Raw genomic sequence first — 24,952 nt, 5'->3', positions numbered from 1 at the left:
TGCACCAAATGGCCCAATGGAACCACACCTCTCTTCACACCGTCAAAAACTATTATGGACAACAATGACGCGGATTATACAAATAATTTTAAGCAGAAAAATTTTCCCTGATTTATAATAGTTCAGGGACCTGTACATGCAGCCAGAATAAATTGTAAGCATTTTCATTTGAGGGGGATCACCCATGGAGACAAATAATGGTGTCGTATTTTATTCTGAGGACGACGAAACAAACCGGTTACAGGAACTTTATTCCTTGGATATCTTATTTTCTGAACCGGAGAAATCATTTGACCGCATTACGGAGATGGTCTCGAAGATTTTTCGAATGCCTGTCGTTTTGATCTCTTTAATTACTTCCGACCGTCAATGGTTCAAATCCTGTATCGGCTTGTCCGGCCAATTGTTATCGGAACGAGGCTCGGAGCGGGAGGCCTCCTTCTGTCAATATGTCATTGCTCACAAAGAAGCCCTCATCGTTCATGATACGCGGCTTGATGAGCGTTTTAGCCACAATCGTCTGGTTGTTCATGAGCCGCATATCCGGTTTTATGCAGGAGCCCCGCTACGCACGAATACATCGAACATTTTAGGCACCCTCTGTGTCATCGATTCCGAGCCGAGGGTGTTTGAACAATCCGACATGGATCTCTTGCAGCAATTTGCGGATATCGTTATGGATGAGATTGAATACCGTGAAGAAATCATTCAAAGAAGGCTGGCAGAGGAACAATTGAGATTTAGCGAGGAACGTTATAAAAATTTGGTGGAGCTTTCACCGGATCTTATATTGGTTTTCCAAAACGATGAATTCGTGTACGCTAATCCGGCTTCTACACGAATGTTCAGCCTGCCGGACAACAGCGCTCCATATGATGCTGAATACCTGAACTCTTTTTTATCTTCAGAGCATAACGATCCGCTGTTAAAGTATCTGCCTCGTTATCTCACCCGGGATCAACCTGGCCCCTTACGTTTGGAATATGTATTGGCGGCAGATAATCATACGGATTTGGATATGATGATTACGATAACCAAGATCAAGTTTAATGCTGAAGAAGCGGCCATGGTCGTTGCCCGTGACATTACCTATCAGAAGCAAGCGGAGCGGATGGTTCGGGAAATGAACCAGAAGCTGAAAGAAATTTCCCTTAAAGACGGCCTGACCGATATTCCAAACCGCCGCTGGATGGATGAGTATTTGGGATCAGCATGGAAAAGGGCGGAGCAATCGAAATCCGTATTTTCCATTCTTTTAATCGATATCGACTTTTTTAAGTTATATAATGACGCCTACGGCCATTTGACCGGGGACAAGTGCCTTATTGAAGTTGCAACCTGCATCAAGAACAGCTTTTCACGACCTTCCGATTTTGTGGCCCGTTATGGCGGCGAAGAGTTCGCTGTGTTCCTGCCCGATACGGAACAGGCTGAAGCACTCGAATTGGCGGAAAAAATCCGCACCGCAGTCGAATCGCTGAACATAGCTCATTCCTGTTCGCCGATCAGCGATATTGTTACGATAAGCCTCGGTATTTACAGCGTCTTCCCTACGAAGCAAATGAGTGCTTTAGAAGCTTTCTCTTACGCGGATCTGGCATTATATAAATCGAAACAAAACGGGCGGAACTGTACATCCGTTTATGAATAGCAATCGTACAGCGCTCCGTTAATAAGAAGACATAAAAAAACCTCCGGAGGCAGAAGTCTCAAAGGAGGTTTTGGCGTTTAAATAAATGAAATGAAGTGTAAACCATTCTTAATGGATAAAATGGCGTCCCAGGAGGGATTCGAACCCCCGACAACTCGCTTAGAAGGCGAGTGCTCTATCCGACTGAGCTACTGGGACAAGATAACGGAGACAGAAACATGAATCATCTTATCATGGCATGAATCAAATTGCAATAACGAAAATCAGTTTTTTACAGTCCATCTTAAAAACAAAATGGAGCGGGTGAAGGGAATCGAACCCTCGCCTCAAGCTTGGGAAGCTGGCGTTCTGCCATTGAACTACACCCGCGCTTCATTCAAGCATGGATTATAATAGCACAGCCAGTTTTTTAAAGCAACAGGCACGCCCGGTTTTTCTCTTTTTACTCTCGTATGATATAATCGAACCGTACATAAGGACTAACAATGCGGATGTCGGCATAAAAAGGCGGTGTTATCATTACAACTTCCAATCCTCCTCAAGATGATTCATATAAGGATAACGTATTTCTCTTTCCTAAAATGCTGGATCACTATCAAATTCAGTTAACCCGCATGCTGGAAGCGGAGCAATATGACGATGCGCGCGAGCTGCTGCAGTTTTTGCTGCATTGTCAAGGAGAGGATGAGCGTCACTACGAAGAATGGAGAAATTTATTGAATTGGCTGGATATGGCGTTTCCCCAAGGACAAGGGAATGCTGATGCCGGCCTGGGAGACGATGAGGAATCCATTCGCCGGCAGGTGTTAGATCCCGGGGAACAAGACGAGGCTTACGTCCAACAGGTGCTTTATATAATGAAGCATCATCCGATGATCGAGCAGCAGATGCTGGCGCTCGAACGTGCGGTTCTGCTGCGCCATCCGGGTGTGGATGAAGAGATTTTGGATTGGCTTACCGGCAATGAACTTCATCCGGTCGTACAGTTTAAAGCATTACAATGCTTGCGCAAGCGGGGGCTAAGCGGGCAGATTCATTTGAACCGCTTGGGAGAGCAAGTGGAACTGGAGATCGAGATGACCCCGTTGACATTGGAAGATTTTCCGGGGCCCGTCATTCGAATTCTCGAGAGAGTGGAGCAGGTTACGGAAGTATTCGATCCTACGCTGCCTCATTTTGCAAGAGAGATGTGGAAGGAATGCCTGCAATTTCTGTACGGCACTTCGACCTATGCTTGGATGCTGCGTGAGGACGATGATACCGTGGATTGCTTCGCCGCTTCACTGCATTTAACGCTGCTTCTGGCCGCATACGGCTCAGCCAATGATGATGAAATCCGCGAAACGTACGGGATTACGGATGCGCTTCGTTTCCGTTATGAACAGGCCTGTCGTGTCATTCGGCAAGTGGGAGAAGCAAGCCGAGGGCAGGGAGATGATTCTGAGCCTTGAAATCCTGTGCGATGTTGTTTATAATGGAATGGTTTATGATCGGAAAATAAGTTACGGAAGCGTATTTCTGGAGGGGAAAGCATAAAATGAAAGCAACATGGGAAAAGATAGAAAAGAACCTTGGGGTTCTTGAAGTAGAAGTGGATGCGGCTCAAGTATCCGAAGCATTGGACAAGGCGTTTAAGAAAGTCGTTCAAAAGGTTAACGTACCTGGTTTCCGCAAAGGCAAAGTGCCGCGGGGCATCTTTGAATCACGTTTTGGCGTAGAAAGCCTGTATCAAGACGCGATCGATATTCTTCTGCCTGAAGTGTACACGGCTGCAGTTAAGGAATCGGGCATTGAGCCTGTTGACCGCCCTGATATCGATATCGAGCAATTTGCCAAAGGCGAATCATTCAAGTTCAAAGCGAAAGTACTCGTTAAGCCGGAAGTGGCTTTGGGAGAATACAAAGGCCTTGAGGTACCGGTTGCCGACGTGCAAGTAACGGAAGAAGAGCTGAATGCTGAACTGGAGCGTTTGCAGCAGCGCCATGCCGAGCTGGTCGTCATTGAAGAAGGCGAAGCGCAAAACGGCGATACAACCGTTATCGATTTCGATGGTTATGTGGATGGAGAGCCGTTCGAAGGCGGCAAGAGCGAGCGTTATTCGCTTGAACTGGGATCCGGTTCGTTTATCCCCGGGTTCGAAGAACAGGTTGTCGGCATGAACATCGGCGATTTCAAGGACGTTGAAGTAACGTTCCCGGAAAACTACCAAGCAGAGAACCTTGCTGGTAAAGCTGCCGTGTTCAAAGTGAAATTACATGAAATCAAACGGAAAAATCTGCCGGCACTTGATGATGAATTCGCAAAAGACGTAAGTGAATTTGATACGTTGGACGAGTTCAAACAAGACCTGGAACAAAAACTAAAAGAGCGTAAGCAAAACGAAAACGAACAAGCGCGTGAAGTCGCTGTCGTTGATAAAGCAACAGCTGCTGCTGAGGTAGAAATTCCGGAAGTGATGATCGATACAGAAACGGACTTCATGCTGAAAGATTTCGAAAACCGTCTTCGCATGCAGGGTATGAATCTGGATCTGTACTACCAATTCTCCGGTCAAGACGAAGCCGCACTTCGCGGACAAATGCGCGCTGATGCCGAGAAACGTGTACGCAACAATCTCGTATTGGAGCAGATTGCCAAAGTTGAGAACATTACAGCTGGCGAAGAAGATCTGAATGAAGAGCTGGAGAAGCTGGCTAAGTCTTACAACCGTCCAGTGGAAGAGCTTCGCGATATCTTCACTCGCAACGGCAACCTTGATAACTTGAAAGAAGATTTGGTCCTTCGCAAGACGATTCAATTTTTGCTTGAGAACAGCAAAGCAGTGACTGAAGTAGCATAACATAGTTGGCTAAACCTTAAAGATAAGGCACGTGTTCTTGATACGTGCCTTATTTTACCCTTACATAACTTTTTGGTGTATTTTGCCCGGGATGCCTCGCCGTATTAACCTTCGAAGTTCGGACGTATACTGGTATAGTACCGGAAAAATGACATCGTTATCTGAACATGGTAAAATAAAAGATGCAGTAATAAGCCCAAAATGAAAAGAGGTTGGTCGCATGAATCTTGTACCCATCGTGGTTGAACAAAGCAGTCGGGGAGAACGATCCTACGATATTTACTCCCGGCTCTTGAAGGATCGTATTATTTTCCTGGGGAGTGCCATTGATGATGACGTCGCCAATCTCATCATTGCTCAGCTGCTGTTCCTCGCAGCGGATGATCCCGAGAAAGACATCCATCTCTATATTAACTCGCCCGGCGGTTCGGTTACCGCAGGAATGGGGATTTTCGATACAATGCAATTTATCAAACCGGATGTATCGACAATATGTGTCGGTATGGCGGCAAGCATGGGGTCTTTGCTGCTGACAGCCGGGGCCAAAGGAAAACGCTTTGCGCTGCCGAACAGCGAGGTTATGATTCATCAACCTCTGGGCGGGGTAAGAGGGCAGGCGACGGATATCAAAATCCACGCGGACTGGATTCTTAAGACAAAGCGCAAGCTGAATGAAATTTATGTGGAACGAACGGGTCAACCTTATGACAAAATTGATCGGGACACCGACCGGGATTATTTTATGAGTGCGGAAGAGGCACTGGCATATGGTTTGATTGACAAAGTCGTTTCATCACCGGTACTTTAACCATTTCACATGAAGGGGTGATACAATGTTTAAATTCAACGATGAAAAGGGACAATTGAAATGTTCCTTCTGCGGCAAATCGCAGGATCAAGTTCGGAAATTGGTCGCCGGACCCGGCGTGTATATATGTGACGAATGTATCGAGCTTTGCACTGAAATTGTGGAAGAGGAACTCGGCCACGAAGAAGAGCTTGATATGAAAGACATTCCAAAACCAAAGGACATCCGTTTGATTCTGGATCAATATGTCATCGGACAAGAGCAAGCTAAAAAATCGCTATCCGTTGCCGTATATAACCATTACAAACGGATTAACTCGCAGAGTAAAGCTGAGGATGTCGAACTGCAAAAAAGTAACATCATGCTCGTAGGCCCAACAGGCTCCGGTAAAACGCTGCTTGCTCAAACAATGGCCAAAATTTTGAACGTTCCTTTCGCGATTGCCGATGCCACCTCGCTGACAGAAGCGGGTTATGTCGGTGAAGACGTGGAGAATATTTTATTGAAGCTTATTCAAGCGGCTGATTATGATGTGGAGAAAGCGGAACGCGGCATCATTTATATCGATGAGATCGATAAAGTGGCCCGCAAATCCGAGAACCCATCGATTACCCGTGATGTTTCCGGCGAAGGGGTGCAGCAAGCGCTTCTTAAAATTCTTGAGGGCACTGTCGCCTCCGTTCCTCCTCAGGGTGGACGGAAACACCCGCACCAAGAATTCATTCAGATTGATACGACCAACATTCTGTTTATTTGCGGCGGGGCATTTGACGGGTTGGAGCAATTGATCAAACGCAGAATCGGCAAAAAGGTAATCGGCTTCAACACTTCGGGTGAAGGTCAAAAGGATTTGAAGGCAGGGGAATACTTATCCCTGGTACTGCCTGAGGATCTGTTGAAGTTCGGCTTGATCCCAGAGTTCGTCGGCCGCTTGCCGGTCATTTCCACTTTGGAGCCGCTCGATGAGCAAGCGCTCGTACGTATTTTGTCCGAGCCGAAGAACGCGCTTGTCAAGCAGTATCAAAAGCTGCTCGAAATGGATAACGTCAAGCTTGATTTTGAACCGGCCGCGCTGGAGGCAATTGCCAAAGAAGCGATCAAACGGAATACCGGTGCCCGCGGTTTGCGTGCGATCATCGAGGGAATCATGCTGGATGTCATGTATGAAGTGCCTTCACGTGATGACGTCAACAACTGCGTGATCACCGAGAAGGTTGTACAGGATAAAATCATGCCGGAGCTGTCCTTGAAAAAAGGAAAGAAAAAAGAGGAAAGCGCCTAAATTATACTATTGTCACTGTGCCACCCCAGCCCAAGGCTCTCACAAGCTCTGGATGAACTTGGGTGGACTTTGACGTTCATGGGAGAGATTACCCAATGTACTTGCGCAAAGACACGGTACCGGTCAAAGTAGGCGGTTTAACGATCGGTGGAAGCAATGAAGTGATCATTCAAAGCATGTGTACGACCAAAACGGCGGACGTCGAAGCGACGGTTGCTGAGATTTTGCGGCTTGAAGAGGCTGGATGCCAGATTGTTCGCGTAACGGTGAACAATAAGGAAGCAGCGGATGCGATAAAAGAAATTAAGAAACGGATCCATATTCCATTAGTCGCAGATATCCATTTCGATTATCGTCTTGCATTGGCTGCAATTGAGAACGGTGTCGACAAGGTCCGGATCAATCCCGGCAACATCGGCCGCCGCGAGAAGGTAGAGGCGGTCGTCAAAGCCTGCAAGGAGAGAGGCATTCCGATCCGCATCGGTGTAAATGCCGGCTCGCTCGAGAATCATCTTCTTGAAAAATACGGCTATCCGACACCGGAAGCAATGGTCGAGAGCGCTTTGTTCCATATTGGAATTTTAGAAGAGCTTGATTTCCATGACATTATTGTGTCGCTTAAGGCATCCGACGTCCCTATGGCGATTGCAGCTTATTCGATGGCAGCGCAAAAAATCCGCTATCCGCTGCACCTTGGCATCACCGAAGCAGGAACTCTGTTTTCGGGAACGATCAAGAGCTCGGCCGGCATCGGGGCGCTGTTATCCATGGGGATCGGCAGCACGGTTCGGATCAGCTTAAGCGCAGATCCCGTAGAAGAAGTAAAGGTAGCCAGAGAGCTTTTGAAAACCTTCGGGCTAATTACCAATGCAGCTACTCTTGTTTCCTGTCCAACCTGCGGCAGATTGGATATTGATTTGTTCTCCATCGCCAACGAGGTGGAAGAGTACATTTCAAAAATTAAGGTGCCGATTAAAGTATCCGTTCTTGGCTGCGCGGTGAATGGTCCGGGAGAAGCCAGGGAAGCTGATATCGGCATCGCAGGGGCCCGCGGTGAAGGCATGCTGTTCCGGTACGGGGAAATGATCCGCAAGGTTCCGGAAGCTGAGCTTCTGAATGAGTTGAAAAAAGAAATCGACGAGATTGTCAGCGTATATGAAGCGACCGGAGAAATTCCCGGCCGCAAGCATATCCATGCATAACTCCGCTAAGCCTCCCTATAACCGGGAGGCTTTTTAACTTTCCGACTAATTCGCGGTTATTCCATCCGGCAAGGGGCAATACTACCAAGTATTAGGAAGGATAAAAGGCTGACTGGGAGGAGCGGATAGAAATGAGTTTGAGTGTTGTGTTAATGATGATTCAAGTATTTTTTGCTATTGTGATCGGCTTGTATTTTTGGAATTTGCTGCGTAACCAGAAGACAAACCGTTCCGCCGTCGATAGGGAATCACGTAAAGAAATGGATAAGCTGCGCAAGTTAAGATCCATCTCCCTTACCAAACCGTTGGCGGAGAAAACAAGGCCGCAAACGATGCAGGATATTATCGGACAGCGTGATGGCCTGCGCGCGCTGAAAGCGGCGTTGTGCAGCGCTAATCCACAGCATGTCATCATATATGGGCCTCCTGGTGTCGGTAAAACAGCTGCGGCGCGGGTTGTGCTCGAGGAGGCCAAGAAGAATCCGACCTCCCCTTTTCTGCCGGAGGCGAAGTTCACGGAGATCGATGCGACGACTGCCCGGTTTGACGAGCGGGGGATTGCCGATCCGCTAATCGGATCGGTTCACGATCCGATCTATCAGGGTGCGGGGGCGATGGGAGTCGCAGGCATTCCGCAGCCGAAGCCGGGTGCTGTAACGAAAGCGCATGGCGGGATTTTATTTATTGATGAGATCGGTGAATTGCATCCGATTCAAATGAATAAGTTATTAAAGGTACTCGAAGACCGTAAAGTGTTTCTGGAGAGCGCCTATTACAATTCTGAAGATAACAACATTCCGTTGTATATTCACGATATCTTCCAGAATGGCTTGCCCGCTGATTTCCGCTTAGTCGGAGCTACTACGCGTTCACCGCAAGAGATACCGCCTGCGATCCGTTCCCGCTGCATGGAGATTTATTTCCGTCCTTTGCTTGCAGAGGAAATTGCGTTGATCGCAACCAATGCGATTCGGAAAATCGGATTCGGCCCCTCTCAGGAGGCGGTTGATGTAGTGAAGCGGTATGCGACAAATGGCAGAGAAGCGGTCAACGTCATCCAGCTCGCGGCTGGACTGGCTCTGTCGGAGAAACGGGACAGCATTACAGCGGCCGATATCGAATGGGTAGTGAACAGCAGCCAAATTCCGCCTCGCCCTGACCGCAAAGTGCCTGCGATTCCACAAATCGGTTTCGTTAACGGTCTGGCTGTTTATGGACCTAATATGGGGACGCTCCTGGAAATTGAAGTGAGTGCGATTCCTGTCCGTAACGGAAACGGACGATTTACGATTACAGGCGTAGTGGATGAGGAGGAGCTTGGCGGAGGCTCGCGGACATTACGGAGGAAAAGTATGGCCAAAGGGTCGGTGGAGAATGTGCTGACCGTTCTGCGCCGGATTGGGTTACAGCCTGAAAATTATGATCTGCACATCAACTTCCCGGGCGGAACACCGATTGACGGCCCGTCAGCAGGCATAGCGATGGCGACTGCTATAGCCTCGGCGATCAAGAATGAAGCCGTCGATAACAAGCTTGCAATGACGGGTGAGGTCGGCATCCATGGCAATGTCAAGCCGGTAGGCGGTGTGCTTGCCAAGGTTGAAGCGGCCTTCCAGGCGGGAGCGGAGACGGTTATTATCCCAAAGGAGAATTGGCAGGCAATATTCACCGATCTGCACGGGCTGAAGGTAATTGCGGTTGAACATATTGAAGAAGTGCTTGGATACGCCCTTCCGCACAGCAAAATAACAGTTGCGGAAGCTGATTCTGACGTTGTGCAAGGCGATATTTTTGCGCCTACTGGGGTCTCCTATTTGCAGGCTGATTCCGCGGAGTGATAAAATAGGGATAGATAGATAATTGGAGGTGCTGGTATGGGACCTGGTAAATGGAAAGGTCGTCGGCTGCCCCTGCTGCCTTTGAGGGGGCTCCTGGTTTATCCCAGCATGGTGCTCCACCTCGACGTTGGCAGGGAAAAATCAATTAGGGCGTTGGAGCGCTCAATGGTAGAAGACCACATGATACTGCTTTGTTCTCAATCCGAGGTCAACATTGAAGAGCCGACTCAAGAAGATATTTATAGAGTGGGAACGATTGCTCGCGTCCGCCAAATGTTAAAGCTTCCCAACGGCACGATTCGTGTGCTCGTTGAAGGCGTGATGAGGGCGGAGATTATTGATTACTTGCCGGGTGACGAATTTTATGAAGTAAACGTCAAAGAACTGCCTGAGGAAGAATCAACCGATCCGGAGACCGATGCGCTCATGAGGTCGGTGCTCAGCCAGTTTGAGCATTATATTAACCTCTCCAAAAAAGTAACGCCGGAGACGCTGGCCGCTGTATCCGACATTGAAGAGCCGGGTCGTTTGGCCGATGTCATCACAAGCCACTTGTCGCTCAAGATCAAAGACAAACAGGAGATTCTTGAAACTGTCGGTGTCAGGCAGCGCTTGGAGAAGCTTCTCGACATTCTTAATAATGAGCGTGAAGTGCTGGAGCTGGAGCGCAAAATTAACCAACGTGTCAAGAAACAGATGGAAAAGACACAGAAGGAATACTATTTGCGCGAGCAGCTGAAGGCGATTCAAAAAGAGCTTGGCGAGAAGGAAGGCCGTGCCGGCGAGGTGGAAGAGCTGCGGAATCAGCTTTCTGAATCCGGCGTTCCGGATCCCGTGAAAGAAAAGATCGAAAAGGAAATCGACCGCTTGGAGAAAATGCCCTCCACATCGGCTGAGGGCGGCGTCATTCGCAATTATATCGATTGGTTGCTGTCATTGCCTTGGAAGAACAAGACCGAAGACAAGCTGGATATCGCAAGAGCGGAAGCGATTCTGAATGAGGATCATTATGGATTGGAAAAACCGAAGGAACGTGTGCTGGAGTATCTGGCGGTTCAAAAGTTAGTCCAGAAGCTGAAGGGTCCGATTCTTTGTCTTGTCGGTCCGCCTGGCGTCGGCAAAACGTCAATGGCGCGCTCCATCGCGAAATCGCTGGATAGAGAATTTGTGCGGATTTCGCTTGGCGGCGTACGCGATGAAGCGGAGATCCGCGGTCATCGCAGAACCTACGTGGGTGCGATGCCCGGAAGAATCATCCAAGGAATGAAGACGGCGGGATCGGTCAATCCTGTATTCCTGCTGGATGAAATCGACAAGATGGCGATGGATTTCCGCGGCGATCCTGCATCAGCGCTGCTTGAAGTGCTTGATCCAGAACAAAATAATACGTTTAGCGATCATTTTATCGAGGTGCCGTTTGACTTGTCTAACGTGATGTTTATCACGACGGCAAACGTTGTGCATAATATTCCGCGTCCTCTCTTAGACCGTATGGAGGTGCTTTACATTCCAGGCTACACGGAGCTGGAGAAAATGCAAATAGCGCAGCGGTACTTGATACCGAAGCAAAAGCGGGAGCATGGCCTTGCAGATGAACAGCTGCAAATCGGTGAAGATGCGACGCTGCAGATCATCCGGGAGTATACCCGGGAGGCAGGCGTGCGGAATTTGGAGCAGCAAGCCGCAGCGGTTTGCAGGAAGGCAGCCAAAGAGATTGTGGGCGATCCGGAGCGTGAGCCGATTGAGGTCAATTCCGAGCAGCTTAAGGAGTGGCTTGGACCTCCGAAATTCCGATATGGCCTGGCTGAGGTGGAGGACCAGATCGGAGCGGTGACCGGTCTTGCGTGGACAGAGGTCGGCGGCGACACGCTTGTCATCGAGGTGACCGTCATGCCAGGCAGCGGGAAACTGACGCTTACAGGCAAGCTCGGGGATGTCATGAAGGAGTCCGCGCAGGCTGCATTCAGTTATACGCGTTCGAAAGCGGAGGAGCTTAATATCGATCCCGCTTTTCATGAGAAGAATGACATCCATATCCACATTCCGGAAGGCGCGATTCCGAAGGACGGTCCGTCTGCCGGCATTACGATGGCAACTGCGCTGATCTCGGCGCTGACGAACCGTTTTGTATCCAAAGAAGTGGCGATGACCGGAGAGATTACACTGCGCGGCCGGGTTCTGCCCATTGGCGGGTTGAAGGAGAAGTCGCTTGCTGCTCACCGGGCGGGAATTAAGAAGATTTTGATGCCAAAGGACAATGAGCGCGATCTAAGGGATATCCCTGAAAGCGTCCGCAGCGATCTCGACTTTATTCCGGTCGCTCATATGGATGAAGTGCTGCGCCATGCGCTCACATCGGCTGTCGACGTGCATTAAGAAAGCGGGGAATATTCCAGATGAAAATTACAAACGCCGAATTCGTGATCAGTGCGGTAAAACCGCATCAGTATCCCGAAGACGCCTTGCCGGAGGTTGCTCTGGCAGGGCGTTCTAATGTCGGTAAATCATCCTTAATTAACAAAATGATTATGCGCAAAAATTTGGCGCGCACGAGCTCACAGCCGGGAAAAACCCAGCAGTTGAACTATTATCGGATCAATGAGCAATTATACTTTGTCGATTTTCCGGGTTACGGTTATGCACGGGTTTCCAAAACGGAGCGCCAGCAGTGGGGCGTCATGATTGAAACGTTTTTAAAGGACCGCGAGCCGCTTAAGCTGGTATTGCTGGTTGTGGATTTGCGACATGCGCCGTCCAAGGACGATCAGATGATGTATGACTGGCTGAAGCATTATGAGATGCCGGTTTGTATCGTTGTGACCAAAGCAGATAAGTTACCGCGCAGTAAATGGGACAAGCACATTAAGGTCGTCAAAGAAACGCTGCAGGCCGATCCACAGGATCCGGTCGTGCTCTTCTCGTCCGAGACCGGCAAGGGAAGAGATGAATTGTGGCAGATTATTTTGCAAAAGATCGATAATAACGAAGAAACTCGCTAAACATTCACTCGAAAAGAGAGAATACAGTGAAAAAGGCAATGCTCATCGTGGATTCTTCCCGATTTTTCAGGAATATGCTGAAATATAAAGGCTGGGCGGCAGGAATAAAACATATAAATGGCGTATAATATACTTAGGCAGAAAGTCATCCAACGTGTAAGTTTAAAGAATTGAGGAGATTTTTATGGCTCAGCGGTTAGCCACAGAGTATGTGAAAGCCAGTCTGCAGTTGACGGAAGAAGAGATGTCAAGGTTCGTACGTTTTTTTGGCGAACAGCATGTACGATTACATGTACGTGTGCTTGATGGAGGAAATCAAGAGCTAGTCCTTGAAGATGATACCGGGAAGGAAGAAATCCGGCTCACTTTCGAGCGTCAGCATGGTCTCTACGTATGTGTACTTTCCTGCCGCTTAGTACACCCGAAATTAACGAACGCGTTGCGTAAGGCTGTATCGATGTTCAAGGGCGATGCAATCGTCAACCGTATCTATCCTAACTATACGATGATTTATCATTATGTTAAGGGTGCCGTCCATAAGATCATGGAGAACTCGGGAGGAGAAACCCGACTCGTATTCGAATGGAAGGATACTCTTGGACAGCTGGAGAAACAGTTCAATAACCGAACGGTTGAGCGGGAGATCGAAAGGGCACAAAATGCGATCAATGAACTGCTTGATTTACGTAACCAAGCAAAGCATGCTGCCGAGATCCAAGCGATTGATGAACGTTTAAAACAGCACACACACACATTATTCGTACTGGAAGCCTAGCTTCCAGCCATGTAGAGCCGCCAATGTGCGGCTCTTTTTATTTTATGCGAGCATATCACAGGACGAGCGGTTTCAACATAGTTTGGATATGTAAGTTTACAGCTTCCGCAATAAATTGGATAACAATTTATATTGTTTTCAAAAAAACTATTGCATTTCTTCGCGATAGATGTTATTTTTATTTTCGTTGAAAAGAATATTAGGAACCAGGATTCACTCAGGACATGGAATGTTGCGAGAGATTATTCCCTCGGGTAGTGAATGACGTAGGTCCTAGCGGATGAAATTTTTTAAACATTTTATTCCTAGGAAGGGGGAACCGGAAGATGGAATACTCAACTTTCGGAAGACACGTAGCTGTTGATACTTGGGGTGTAGATTTTGATCTCCTGAACAGCGCTGAATTTTTGCAAGCCCAAATGGTGGAGGCTGCCGAAAGCTGCGGCGCTACCGTACTCTCTGTACAAGCCAAACAGTTTGAGCCTCAAGGGGCAACCGTACTTGTATTGCTGTCGGAAAGTCATCTCTCCATTCATACGTATCCTGAAAGAGGATTTGCCGCACTGGATTGCTACACATGTGGCGAAACCGTGGATCCGCAATTAGCCATCGATTATATGTTGGCTGTATTGAAACCAACAACCACGCATGCGAAGAAGCTGGTGCGCGGAATGGGCGAATTGAAAGTGGAAGAACCGCAATTGAAACAAGTTGAGCTGGTTTAATCATTACTAGCGTGTTTATATTAAAGCCATGGAGCAAATCCATGGCTCTTTCTTTTACAAGATCACATTTATGGAGAAAATTGTGTATAACGTGAAAGCGATCCGCTCACAATAAGGGAGTGAGGTTTTCATACTTTTTTCATAAATGTAGGCGTACAGGCTTCCTTACTATGCTATAATGTTGTTGTAAAACTTAAAACAGGCAGGTGATTGCGCGTGCACATTATTGTTGTTGGTCTGAACTATCGGACGGCACCCGTTGAGGTAAGGGAACGCTTTACATTTGAAGAACGGGATTTGCCGCTGGCACTAAAACAATTGAAGCAGACAAAAAGCATATTGGAATGTGTTATCGTCGCGACCTGTAACCGGACGGAGTTATATGCGGTCGTAGACCGTCATCATATGTGCGGGCATCACATTCGAAGCTTTATGGAGCAATGGTTCAAGCTTCCGCGCGAAGAATTTACAAATCATCTTTATATGTATGAGGACGATCGTGCGATTGAGCATTTGATGCGTGTTACTAGCGGATTGGATTCGATGGTGATTGGTGAAACGCAAATTCTCGGACAGGTACGCAATGCGTTCTTGTTGGCGCAAACATATAAAACGACCGGCACATTGTTCAATATGCTGTTCAAACAGACGGTCACGCTTGCTAAGCGCGCCCATTCCGAAACGATGATCGGTGAAACGGCGGTTTCGGTAAGCTATGCGGCTGTTGAGCTGGGGAAACGTATATTCGGACAATTCACCAATAAAACCGTCATGATTCTGGGCGCAGGCAAGATGAGTGAGCTTACGGCAAAGCATCTGTATGCGAATGGGGCTGACCGGGTAATCGTTGTTAACCGCACCTATGAGCGCGCAGTGCAGCTGGCCGATAAATTTAATGGCATTCCTTGTTCGATGGATGAAGCGATCCGCAGACTCCATGAAGCGGATATTATCATCAGCTCTACTGGATCTGCCGGTTATGTGCTGACTAGAGAACAAGTTGACCAGGCAATGCAGCGCCGCAAATCGCGGCCGCTTTTTATGGTTGATATTGCTGTGCCGAGGGATCTGGACCCTGCGATCGCTTCGGTTGAGAATGCGTTTTTGTATGATATTGATGATTTAGAAGGCATCGTGGAGACGAATTTGGAACAGCGCCGTAATGAAGCTGCCAAAATCGAAGTGATGATTGCCCAGGAGTTGGATGAGTTCAAGCAGTGGTATAAGACGTTAGGAGTCATACCGTTGATTCGAACGCTTCAGGACAAAGCGGCCTCCGTTCACGAAGACACGATGGTAAGCCTGATGAATAAGCTGCCGGATCTAAATGACCATGAGAAGAAAGTGATTCGTAAGCTGACGAAGAGCATTGTTAACCAGCTGATTCATGATCCGATCCTGCGAATTAAAGAAATGGCTGACGATAAGCATTCTAAAGAGGCAATGGACATGTTTGTAAAGCTGTTTGCGCTCGAAGAACGCCTTGCCCTTGCAAAGCAAGCGGAGCGATTGGCTGATGAAGAAGCGGCTTCGGCAATGAAATCAACAAAGCCGAATCATGCAGCACAAGGCATGGCCCAGACTGCCACTGCAGCGGTTAATGGAATTGCAGCTGTAACGCCGTAACTTTTAGTGGACATGCTGCAGCACCTTCATGATGTGTGCAATAACGTGACGTGCCGCAGCTATACTGTCGCTAGACAGGCGTGTATGCAATTGGGAGGCGCCTATGGTCACACAAAATTTAGTATATGACATGATGATTTATGTTTACGCCCTGAGCCTTCTGTTTTATTTCTCCGATGTTGTCGATGCAAGCGGGAGAGCAAAACGGACAGGAACAGGGCTGCTTATTTTCGTCTGGATCATGCAAACCGTTTTTTTTGTTCATCGAATGATCTCGCATATCAAATTGAATGAGAATGTCATTACGATGTTTGATTATTTATTTTTTATTTCTTGGCTGCTTGTTACGATATCGCTTGTCATGAGCCGTTTCTTTCGAATCGAGTTTCTTGTGTTTTTTGTAAATGTGATCGGATTTGCCATTCTTACGCTGAATATATTCAGCCATCCAAGCGATGAGATACCGCTCGTTACGTCGGACCTTGTTCGCGAGCTATTATACGTTCATATCAGTTTGATTACCTGTGCTTATGTCGTTTTAACGATCAGTGCGATTTTTTCGGGCATGTATCTATTTCTGCACTGGAAGCTGAAAAGTAAAAAGTGGTCGAAAGCGATGCGCCGTCTGCCCAGCCTGGAGACGATCGACCGGTATACGTTTCGAACAGTCCTTATTGGGACGCCTTTGCTGATTTTATCATTGGCTGTGGCCATTACATCCATATTGGCGGCAAGCGAAGCTTGGCTGCTGTTGGATTGGAAGATATTCACCTCTTTTGTTACAGTCGGCTTTTACATTGGTTATATTTTACAGAGGACAGTGCTGAATCAGCCGGGATGGCGTACGGCAAAGTTGAATCTTATTTCATTTGCTGTGCTGATCCTGTATTTACTGTTAAATTCGACCTTACAGTTCCATCATTGGTCTTGAACAGGAGCAGGGGGAGCGGAAGTGAACCGTTATTATCCAATCATGCTTAATGTGGAAGAATGTAAATGCGTCGTTGTCGGAGGCGGGAGCGTAGCGGCCCGGAAGGTTGAAGGCCTTCTGGAGTCCGGTGCGGAGGTCGTCGTGGTGAGTCCGGCAATTAGCGCTGGATTGCGTGATTTAGCGAATGTGGGGGCTATTCGCGTAATTGAAAGGGAATACCTGGAGCAGGATATTGATGGGGCGCAGCTGGTGTTTGCGGCAACGGATCAACGGACGACCAATGCCAAAATTGCCAAAGATGCACGAAGCAGGATGATTCCGGTAAACGTTGCCGACGCCGCTGATACCGGGTCATTCATCATACCGTCCATCGTTCGCCGGGGTGGCCTTCTGCTTGCGGTTTCCACCTCAGGGGCGAGTCCGGCGCTCTCCATAAGGATTAAGAAAGAGCTTGAGCAGCGCTACGGTCAAGAGTACGAGTCATATACGAAGTGGCTGGGTAACCTTCGGATACGTATCAACAAGATGGAGATCGATGAGCGGAAACGTCGCGAGCTTCTGCGGGAGGCGCTTGACATACCGCCGGACAGTTGGAACAATGATCAAGATGAGGAAGCTTGGGAACGGCAGATTGCCGTACTAATGCAAAGGCTGCACGGGAGGGATTGTACATAATGAGCAATACAAAGAAGCGGACGATCATCGTCGGAACCAGACAGAGCGCACTGGCGTTAACGCAGACAGGCCAGGTTATTGAAGCGCTTGAACGCATCAGCAATGATTATGGGCTGAGATTATCGTTCGAGATTCGAAAAATCGTGACCAAAGGCGACCAAATTCTGGATGTCACTTTATCAAAGGTTGGCGGCAAGGGACTGTTTGTTAAAGAAATCGAGCAGGCCATGTTGGACAAGGAGATTGACATTGCAGTGCATAGCATGAAGGATATGCCTTATGAATTGCCGTCCGGATTAATGAATGGTGCAGTGCCGACCCGCGTCGACGCGAGAGATTGCTTGATCACGAAACAGGGCCTTACGTTTGAGAATTTGCCAAAAGGTGCCAGAATCGGGACAAGCAGCTTACGCCGCGCCTGTCAACTGAAGCATGCGCGTCCGGATTTGCAGCTGGAATCAATACGAGGAAATATTGACTCCCGGATCCGCAAGCTGGATACCGAAGGCTTCGATGCTGTTGTGCTTGCATCAGCGGGCCTGTCACGCATGGGGTGGCTGGATAAGGCATCGGAATATTTGCCTGTCGAGTTGTGTGTTCCTGCTGTCGGTCAAGGGGCATTGGGGATTGAATGCAGGGAAGACGATCTAGAGGTAAGGCATCTGCTTTCATTGTATAATGATCCTGTTTCAGAGCGCGTCGTACGCGCCGAGCGCAGATTTTTAGGAGCATTGAACGGCGGCTGTCAAATTCCGATAGGGGCATACGCGGTAGTGAATGATCAGGGAGTCATCACGTTAACCGGCATTGTCGGTTCGCCTGACGGAGACCTGCTGCTGAAGGAAACAAGAGAAGGGACCGATCCGGAAGCGCTGGGCCTGGAAGTTGCAGCAGCGCTATCGGAAAGAGGCGCAGATCGGATATTGGCAGAAGTTAGGGGATGAGCAGGTGGAGAAGGGGAAAGTATTTCTAGTAGGGGCCGGGCCTGGCGATCCAAGGCTGATTACGGTTCGGGGCTTGGAGTGTATCACCGCATGCGATGTTATTGTCTATGACCGCTTAGCGAGCCCGCGGCTGCTGAAATATCTGAAGCCGGGCGCGGAAAAGGTTTATGTCGGCAAGCTGCCTGACCGTCATACGATGAAGCAGGAAGAGATTAACCAACTGCTGGTGGATCTTGCTCTTGAAGGGAAAACGGTAACTCGATTAAAGGGCGGTGACCCGTCAATATTTGGAAGAGTCGGCGAAGAGGCGGAGCTGCTGGTTGACAACGGTATCGAGTTTGAGATCGTACCGGGTATAACATCTGCGATAGCGGTACCAACCTATGCCGGCATTCCGGTCACACATCGGGATCTGGCATCTTCCATTTCAATCATTACCGGTCATGAGAGTCCGGAGAAGCTGGACCGGTCGATTCATTGGGACAAGGTTACCAATGCAACGGGAACACTGATCTTTCTGATGGGCGTTGCCAAAATCGGGTACATTGCCGAGCAATTAATGAAGCACGGCAAGGCGGGAAGTACACCGGTTGCTCTTGTGCGCTGGGGCACCCGGGTAGAACAGGAAACGATTGTCGGTACATTGGAAACGATTGAAGAGCTGGTTCACAAGGCGAATTTCCAGCCGCCGGCTGTCATTGTAGTCGGAGAGGTAGTAAAGCAGCGCGAGAAACTGAAGTGGTTTGAACGTAAGCCGTTATTCGGCACCCGTGTTCTTGTCACACGCGCTAGAGCGCAAGCTAGCGATTTGGCGGATCGAATCGAAGCACTGGGCGGGGAGCCGCTGGAATTTCCGGTTATTGAACTGCGTGAGCCGACGGGGGAAGCAGCACTCTCCCCGATTAGAGAAGCGCTGCTTACAGCTGAATCTTACGATTGGCTTATTTTTACAAGCACCAATGGTGTTGATTATTTTTTCCGCTCACTGATCAAGCTGGGCATCGATATTCGTCGTTTCCATAAAGCGCGCATTGCTGCGGTAGGTCCGAAAACTGCGGAAGCTCTGCAGAAGCTTGGGCTTCAGGTTGATGTACTGCCTGTGAAATTCCAAGCGGAAGGCCTATTGGACACGCTGCAGGATGTTCTACTCCCTGGTCAGCGGGTGCTGCTGCCTAGAGGGGATTTGGCGCGCGAGGTGCTGCCTAAAGAACTGAAAGCCCGCGGGTTGATACCGGTAGAGATTGATGTCTATGAGACGGTTATTGCCGATACGCAGGATGATGAAGTGATTGACATGTTGAAAAATAAAGAAATTCATGTCATCTCCTTTACGAGCTCATCAACGGTAACGAATTTACTGGAATTGCTCCGAAGAAACGGAATCGAGCATCCCGCAGAGCTTCTTAACGGGATTGATACTGCCAGTATCGGGCCTGTTACAACGAAGACCGCTTCTGAAGCCGGTCTGCATGTGACGATTGAGCCTGAGGAAGCAACAATAGATGCATTGATTGAGGCAATAGTACACCATCGAAGAACGATTCGAGAACAGGAGGAGCTATTATGAGTTTCCCGCTCGTCAGACACCGGCGCTTACGCCGTACCGCGGCGCTGCGCAGTTTGGTTAGAGAAACAGTGCTTAACCGGGAGGATTTGATCTACCCTATTTTTGTAACGGAAGGATCGAATGTAAAGGATGAGATTGCTTCTATGCCGGGCGTTTACCACTTTTCACTGGATCGCCTGGAAGAGGAAGTCCGCGATGTGGTTGACACAGGAGTTCAAGCGGTCCTGCTGTTTGGTGTTCCTGAGAGCAAGGACGCCGAAGGCACACCTGCTTATGATCCGAACGGAATCGTGCAGAAAGCGATCCGCAAAGTAAAAGGCTGGGCGCCGGAATTGGTTGTCATCGCTGATACATGCTTATGCCAATTCACCGATCATGGTCATTGCGGAGTGATACATCACCATGCTGTCACAGGCGATGCCGAGGTGGCCAACGACGCATCACTGGAGCTGCTTGTTAAAGCGGCGGTCTCGCAAGCAGAAGCCGGTGCGGACATTATCGCGCCTTCCAATATGATGGACGGTTTCGTTCATGCGATTCGCGAGGGACTCGATGCCAACGGCTTTGAGCAGATCCCGATTTTGTCGTATTCCGTGAAATACGCGTCGGCTTTTTATGGACCATTCCGTGATGCCGCTCATTCCACACCGCAGTTCGGAGACCGTAAAACGTATCAGATGGATCCGGCTAACCTGCGCGAAGCATTGCGTGAAGCGGAGTCGGATATTCAAGAGGGTGCGGACATGCTGATGGTCAAGCCTGCGCTTGCCTACCTTGATGTGATCCGGATGCTGAAGGAAAATTTTGATCTCCCTCTTGCCGCGTACAATGTAAGTGCGGAATATTCAATGGTCAAAGCGGCTGCCGCGAATGGCTGGATCGATGAGCGTGCCATCGTGATGGAGCTGCTGACGGGCATGAAGCGGGCGGGTGCTGATCTGATCATTACGTATCATGCCAAGGATGCGGCACGCTGGATCAAATGAGAAACGGTGGGTGATAGATATGGTGGATAACAATCGAAATCGTTCGGAAGAAGCATTTGCAAGGGCAAAGCAATTCATACCCGGCGGTGTCAACAGTCCGGTACGTGCGTTCAAATCTGTAGGATTGACTCCGGTCTACGTAGAGCGGGGAGAGGGTTCCCGCATTTATGACATTGATGGCAACAGCTATATCGATTATGTCTTGTCATGGGGACCGCTTATTATGGGGCATGCCCATCCGGAGGTTGTTGAGGCGATCAAGCGGACTGCCGAGAAGGGTACCAGCTTTGGAGCGCCTACGGAGCTCGAAACGCTGATGGCAGAGCTCGTCGTGGAGAGGATGCCTTCGGTAGAAATCGTTCGTATGGTTAACTCCGGCACAGAAGCGACGATGAGCGCGCTTCGCCTAGCCAGAGGGTATACGAAACGGACTAAGATCGTCAAATTTGAAGGCTCTTATCACGGTCACGCCGACAGCTTGCTGATTAAGGCAGGCTCGGGGGTTGCGACGCTGGGATTGCCGGACAGCCCGGGCGTTCCAGAGAGTGTAGCAAGCCATACTATTACTGTGCCTTACAATGATTTGGAATCGGTCAAGCTCGTATTTGAACGGTTTGGCGAGGAAATTGCCTGTGTGATCGTAGAACCGATCGCCGGCAACATGGGTGTTGTACCGCCGCTGCCGGGTTTTCTGCAGGGCCTGCGTGAGGTGACACAGCAGTATGGAAGCCTTCTCGTGTTTGATGAGGTCATGACCGGTTTCCGTGTTCATTACAACAGTGCCCAAGGCTTGTATGGCGTCACGCCGGATCTCACATGTATGGGCAAAGTCATTGGCGGAGGCCTCCCTGTCGGCGCTTACGGAGGCAAAAGAGAGATTATGGAGATGATGGCGCCAAGCGGGCCGATCTATCAGGCGGGTACATTGTCCGGCAATCCTCTGGCTATGGCAGCCGGATACACGACATTGAAGCTGATGACGCAGGAGGTTTATCATCGGTTGGAACAATTGTCTGTCCAGCTGCAGCGCGGATTTGAAAAAAATGCAGAAAAGCACGGTATTCCTTGCACTATAAACCGGGTAGGATCGATGGTGTGCCCGTTCTTTACAGAAACACATGTCATTAATTACGAGACGGCCAAAACGGCGGATTTGAATCGGTTTAAAGGTTATTTTGCCAACCTTCTTCATCTCGGCGTTAATATTGCCCCATCGCAATTTGAAGGCATGTTCGTGTCAGCCGTCCACAAGCAAGCGGATATTGATGCGACAATCGCAGCGCATGACGAGGCGCTGCGCAGATTATAAAAAGAGAGGCGGTCCTTTCATGATCGACCTTAAACAAGCAGTACGCAAGGGGGAGTGGCTTGAAATGCCGCTCCCTTTGTTTTCGGGTCAGGATACTTCCGATATGCCAAAGAACGGTGACCATCCTTATACCGTAAAACAGTGGCTGCTGACGTTAGAGCAATTTCCGGAGAAGTGGATCAACCGATTGTTCTCCGTGGGCGGTATACGGCTTGAGAACGGCGTTTTGCGGCTTCGGGCATTTCCGGAGGCAGACCTTCGCGTTCATCTTTTATACAAAGCCGCAGCGGCAACCGTTAGGCAGCCGGTGCCACCGGTTTTATTTGAGGATGATCATTGCCTTGTATTTGATAAGCCGATCGGCATGCCGGTTCATCCTGCTTTCCCCGGGCAGTCCGGAACACTCGATGAAGCGTCCATCCGTTATATGCTGCAGACCGGACAATCGGCACCGGTCCGGCATATCCACCGCCTGGATGAGGATACGTCCGGACCTGTGCTGTATGCCAAGAACGATTTGGCGCAATGGCGCCTGGATGAAGCGATGCGGAGCAAGCAGATCGAACGCCGTTATATTGCCTTAGTGCAGGGAATAATCAGTCAAACACAGGGGACCATTGATGAACCGATCGGACGCGACCGCCATCACTCGGCAAGGCGGCGGGTCTCTCCAACAGGTGATCAAGCCGTCACGCATTACGAAGTGCTGGAGCGATATGACCGGGCATCTCTAGTCCGGATTCAGCTGGAAACCGGCAGAACCCACCAAATTCGTGTGCATTTTAGTTATCTCGGGCATCCTCTTATCGGCGACAAGCTTTATGGAGGAGATCAGCGGCTGCTGGACCATCAAGCGCTTCATGGGGAACGGCTTTTTTTCAGCCATCCGTGGGATAAGCGAGGCATGGAAATTCATTCCCCTTACCCTGCTTGGCTATCAAAGCTGATTCAAAGGCTGTCGTAACCCGCAAATTCATAGTCATGCTCCTCTTCCTTATCCCATATAGATAGATAGTGAGTCAGAACTGTTATGGAGTATGAGAAGGGAGGATGGATCGTGCTGGATCAATCAAGCGGTCTGCGATTTGATGTATACGAACGTGTACATTTGCCCGAGCATGTAGCGGCCATTGAAGAACTGGAAGAGATCGAGCTTACACCGCATATTCAAGTTGAGCAACATGGGGAGCAGGTGCTGCTTCGCGGCAATTTGCTATTAAGCGGTGTATATAGCTCCCAAGCAGAGAGACAAGTGCCGCAAGCACTGGAGCATTGGATACCGGTGGAAATCACTCTTCCATTGAACCGGGTTCACCGGCTGGAGGATATCGCTGTCGAAATCGATAACTTTGATGTTGATCTGCTTTCCTCGAGAACGTTGAACATTACCGGAGTGCTTTCGTTGAAGGGCTTGCAGGCCGAGCCGGCGCAAGCGCCCGCAGCATGGCAAGAAGAGGCAATAACCGTCGTCCACCGAATTGATCGGAACCGGCAGCATGCTGATGAAGAGGAGCCGCAGCAAGTGGAGCAGCCGCAGCAGGCATTGCAGCAGGAGCGGGAGCCTATGGCGCAGCCGGAGGATGCTGAACAGCCAGGGGAATCAGTGTTCAGTCAACCAACTGCTTCCGAGCCCGCGCCGATTCCACAGACAGTCACTTGGTCGAGCTTTATCGGACAGGACGAGCGTGAACAAGAAGTGAATGAGCCCAAGCCCGTGGAGCGGGCAGAATCACAAGCTAAAAGCGAGAAGGAAAGCCCCCAACCAGCCGTATCATCAAGCAAAACACCGGAGGCGGTACAGGAACAAGCGGAATCAAAGCAGCCTGCGGCTGAAATTGAACAGCCCAAACTCGAGCCCGAGTCAAAGCTTGATACTGTATTAGAGCCTCTATCTGCGCCTCAACCTGAACCGGAGCCGCCAGAGCAGGCGAAAAAGGAAATGAAAATCGCTTTCTCCGGCAAACAACCCGAGCCGGAACATCCGAAGAGCGGTGTCGGGATCATGACACTTCTTCATTCCAATCGAAGAGAGCAGGAAGCCAGGTATGTGGCAAGACAGCAGGAGCTCCAAGCCGAGGAAAAGGAGGCCGCCGCTTCACGTCCGGCACCTGGCGATGAAGTGGAGTGGAAAAAGCTTTTCTTGAGCAAGCAATCGGAACATACGGAGTTTCGCAAGCTGCGGCTGTGCATTGTGCAGCGGGAAGAGACACTCGAATCAATCGCAAGCCGATACGCGATTAACCCGCGCGAAATCGTGCTCTATAACCGTCTCTCCGACCAAACCGTCAGTGAAGGCCAGGTATTATACATCCCGAAATCGGGGTAACCTAAAAGCCGGTGGTTTTCCTGGAAGCCTGTTTTCGAGCCCGATAAGCATATGCTTACGAAGCGAGTTTTCCTTTGGAAAACTTTCAAATGACAATGATGGCCTTGTGGTCCTCCCTTCCTTTCATTTAACCCGTATATTCAGGGAAGGTAGGACCACCGCCACGGAATCGGATCCCCCACCCCAAAAAAATTCTAATTCTCATCATAGGGGTTTATCGACAAGCTCAAAGCCCCATTTACGGGGCTTTATTTGTATTAGGGGAAATCAATACAAGTGCGGTAAGGCACGAATGGCGCAGGCGGTATCAAGATTTCCCCTCCGCCCATTGACTCTGGCCTGCAAGACGGTTATCATAGAAATTAATGATTTTAATCGAGATCAACGTTGAAGGGGAATGTTCGCAGCCAAGCCTTCAGAGAGCGGAACTGTCTGCGCTGAGAGGTTCTGCAGGATGTAACTGCGATGA

General features: G+C 49.3%; 20 protein-coding genes and 2 tRNA genes. 20 read left to right on the top strand and 2 right to left on the bottom strand.

The window, feature by feature from the left end; translation table 11 throughout:
• The first annotated feature begins 184 nt into the window (after positions 1–184).
• Entirely contained in the window at positions 185–1,651 is a 1,467-nt protein-coding gene (locus IEW11_RS20840) for a sensor domain-containing diguanylate cyclase (protein WP_188533009.1), read from the top strand.
• A 121-nt stretch (positions 1,652–1,772) separates the two neighbouring features.
• Here IEW11_RS20840 and IEW11_RS20835 read toward each other — a convergent pair.
• Positions 1,773–1,849 (bottom strand) — tRNA-Arg (locus IEW11_RS20835).
• A 97-nt stretch (positions 1,850–1,946) separates the two neighbouring features.
• Positions 1,947–2,020, bottom strand: a tRNA-Gly gene (locus IEW11_RS20830).
• Positions 2,021–2,232: 212 nt separating this feature from the next.
• Here IEW11_RS20830 and IEW11_RS20825 point away from each other — a divergent pair.
• The 19 genes from IEW11_RS20825 (at position 2,233) to IEW11_RS20735 (ending at position 24,483) form a co-directional block, all read left to right on the top strand.
• Positions 2,233–3,102 carry a hypothetical protein gene (locus IEW11_RS20825; protein WP_188533008.1) on the top strand — a complete coding sequence of 290 codons (870 nt, stop codon included), beginning with the start codon at positions 2,233–2,235 and terminating at the stop codon, positions 3,100–3,102.
• Between the two features lie 86 nt (positions 3,103–3,188).
• Positions 3,189–4,490 carry a trigger factor gene (gene tig, locus IEW11_RS20820; protein WP_188533007.1) on the top strand — a complete coding sequence of 434 codons (1,302 nt, stop codon included), beginning with the start codon at positions 3,189–3,191 and terminating at the stop codon, positions 4,488–4,490.
• A 220-nt stretch (positions 4,491–4,710) separates the two neighbouring features.
• Positions 4,711–5,298 (top strand): ATP-dependent Clp endopeptidase proteolytic subunit ClpP, encoded by a 588-nt coding sequence (clpP, locus tag IEW11_RS20815; RefSeq protein ID WP_188533006.1) that lies wholly within the window; start codon positions 4,711–4,713, stop codon positions 5,296–5,298.
• 25 nt (positions 5,299–5,323) lie between these two features.
• Positions 5,324–6,580, top strand: a complete 1,257-nt coding sequence (gene clpX, locus IEW11_RS20810) for an ATP-dependent protease ATP-binding subunit ClpX (RefSeq protein ID WP_188533005.1) — start codon at positions 5,324–5,326, stop codon at positions 6,578–6,580.
• Positions 6,581–6,675: 95 nt separating this feature from the next.
• Positions 6,676–7,782 carry a flavodoxin-dependent (E)-4-hydroxy-3-methylbut-2-enyl-diphosphate synthase gene (ispG, locus tag IEW11_RS20805; protein ID WP_188533004.1) on the top strand — a complete coding sequence of 369 codons (1,107 nt, stop codon included), beginning with the start codon at positions 6,676–6,678 and terminating at the stop codon, positions 7,780–7,782.
• 131 nt (positions 7,783–7,913) lie between these two features.
• The gene (gene lonB, locus IEW11_RS20800) at positions 7,914–9,620 is read left to right on the top strand and encodes an ATP-dependent protease LonB (RefSeq protein WP_188533003.1); all 1,707 of its coding nucleotides are present in this window, start codon (positions 7,914–7,916) and stop codon (positions 9,618–9,620) included.
• A 36-nt stretch (positions 9,621–9,656) separates the two neighbouring features.
• Positions 9,657–11,996: an endopeptidase La gene (gene lon / locus IEW11_RS20795; RefSeq protein ID WP_188533002.1), complete on the top strand. Its 2,340-nt coding sequence runs from the start codon at positions 9,657–9,659 to the stop codon at positions 11,994–11,996.
• 20 nt (positions 11,997–12,016) lie between these two features.
• A complete protein-coding gene (gene yihA / locus IEW11_RS20790) occupies positions 12,017–12,619 on the top strand; it encodes a ribosome biogenesis GTP-binding protein YihA/YsxC (RefSeq protein ID WP_188533001.1) in 603 nt (200 codons plus the stop codon).
• 184 nt (positions 12,620–12,803) lie between these two features.
• On the top strand, positions 12,804–13,394 hold the full coding sequence (locus IEW11_RS20785; protein ID WP_188533000.1) for a non-ribosomal peptide synthetase module: 591 nt from the start codon (positions 12,804–12,806) through the stop codon (positions 13,392–13,394).
• A 326-nt stretch (positions 13,395–13,720) separates the two neighbouring features.
• Positions 13,721–14,119 (top strand): adenosylmethionine decarboxylase, encoded by a 399-nt coding sequence (gene speD / locus IEW11_RS20780; RefSeq protein WP_188532999.1) that lies wholly within the window; start codon positions 13,721–13,723, stop codon positions 14,117–14,119.
• Between the two features lie 216 nt (positions 14,120–14,335).
• On the top strand, positions 14,336–15,745 hold the full coding sequence (gene hemA, locus IEW11_RS20775; protein WP_188532998.1) for a glutamyl-tRNA reductase: 1,410 nt from the start codon (positions 14,336–14,338) through the stop codon (positions 15,743–15,745).
• A gap of 103 nt (positions 15,746–15,848) precedes the next feature.
• Complete coding sequence (ccsA, locus tag IEW11_RS20770; RefSeq protein ID WP_188532997.1) at positions 15,849–16,676, top strand: cytochrome c biogenesis protein CcsA; 828 nt, start codon at positions 15,849–15,851, stop codon at positions 16,674–16,676.
• 21 nt (positions 16,677–16,697) lie between these two features.
• On the top strand, positions 16,698–17,351 hold the full coding sequence (locus IEW11_RS20765; protein WP_188532996.1) for a precorrin-2 dehydrogenase/sirohydrochlorin ferrochelatase family protein: 654 nt from the start codon (positions 16,698–16,700) through the stop codon (positions 17,349–17,351).
• On the top strand, positions 17,351–18,295 hold the full coding sequence (gene hemC, locus IEW11_RS20760) for a hydroxymethylbilane synthase (RefSeq protein ID WP_188532995.1): 945 nt from the start codon (positions 17,351–17,353) through the stop codon (positions 18,293–18,295). The genes IEW11_RS20765 and hemC overlap by 1 nt, the downstream gene beginning before the upstream one ends.
• 4 nt (positions 18,296–18,299) lie before the next feature.
• A complete protein-coding gene (cobA, locus tag IEW11_RS20755; protein ID WP_188533049.1) occupies positions 18,300–19,862 on the top strand; it encodes a uroporphyrinogen-III C-methyltransferase in 1,563 nt (520 codons plus the stop codon).
• Entirely contained in the window at positions 19,859–20,848 is a 990-nt protein-coding gene (hemB, locus tag IEW11_RS20750; protein WP_188532994.1) for a porphobilinogen synthase, read from the top strand. The genes cobA and hemB overlap by 4 nt, the downstream gene beginning before the upstream one ends.
• 22 nt (positions 20,849–20,870) lie before the next feature.
• A complete protein-coding gene (gene hemL / locus IEW11_RS20745) occupies positions 20,871–22,157 on the top strand; it encodes a glutamate-1-semialdehyde 2,1-aminomutase (RefSeq protein WP_373289359.1) in 1,287 nt (428 codons plus the stop codon).
• Positions 22,158–22,176: 19 nt separating this feature from the next.
• Positions 22,177–23,121, top strand: a complete 945-nt coding sequence (locus IEW11_RS20740; protein ID WP_188532992.1) for an RluA family pseudouridine synthase — start codon at positions 22,177–22,179, stop codon at positions 23,119–23,121.
• Between the two features lie 93 nt (positions 23,122–23,214).
• Positions 23,215–24,483 carry a LysM peptidoglycan-binding domain-containing protein gene (locus IEW11_RS20735; protein ID WP_188532991.1) on the top strand — a complete coding sequence of 423 codons (1,269 nt, stop codon included), beginning with the start codon at positions 23,215–23,217 and terminating at the stop codon, positions 24,481–24,483.
• The last annotated feature ends 469 nt before the right edge of the window (positions 24,484–24,952 follow it).

Origin of the sequence: Paenibacillus abyssi (assembly GCF_014640295.1) — a bacterium.
In the GTDB taxonomy this organism is placed as follows: domain Bacteria; phylum Bacillota; class Bacilli; order Paenibacillales; family Paenibacillaceae; genus Paenibacillus_D; species Paenibacillus_D abyssi.
The sequence above is the reverse complement of the archived record's forward strand: the minus strand, read 5'-3'. Positions and strand labels throughout refer to the sequence as shown.